The sequence below is a fragment of the Vibrio sp. 10N.261.52.A1 genome (assembly GCF_002876325.1).
In the GTDB taxonomy this organism is placed as follows: domain Bacteria; phylum Pseudomonadota; class Gammaproteobacteria; order Enterobacterales; family Vibrionaceae; genus Vibrio; species Vibrio chagasii.
In genome coordinates, this window is the sequence record NZ_MCYD01000443.1 from 1 (window position 1) to 456 (window position 456).

1 protein-coding gene is annotated in these 456 nt (G+C 46.1%); it reads right to left on the bottom strand.

Annotated elements, in window-relative coordinates; all coding sequences use genetic code 11:
* Positions 1–456: insulinase family protein (locus BCT81_RS05280; protein WP_241908165.1), on the bottom strand; the 456-nt coding region annotated here is incomplete at both ends.

The window sequence follows — 456 nt, forward strand, 5'->3', positions numbered from 1 at the left end:
ACCGACAGAAAACTTCGAGAATGGGTGGTTGTGATTAACCAACTCTTTGGTAACTTGGTATAGGCGTCGCGCATCATCGTTGAGTTTCATCTTGTACTCAGAATCAACGGCTTGGCGCTCTTTATCTAGTGCTTCTTCGTTAAATAGAGGGGCGGTAAAGAATTGGCTAAAGCGATCTAGAGCGCCCTCGAAGGCATTCAATTCGACGTCAAAAAAGAAGCAAGTGTGCTCTGTTCCGGTCCAAGCATTGTTACTGCCACCATGTTGGCTGATAAAACTCTGAAACTCTCCGACCTTTGGATACTTTTCAGTTCCTAGAAATAGCATATGCTCTAGGTAATGCGCTAAACCTTCTCGGTCGGCAGGATCATCAAAGTGCCCGACATTAACGGCGAGTGCAGCTGCAGCTTTTTGAGCACAATGGTCTTGAACCAAAAGCACTCGCAATCCGTTATG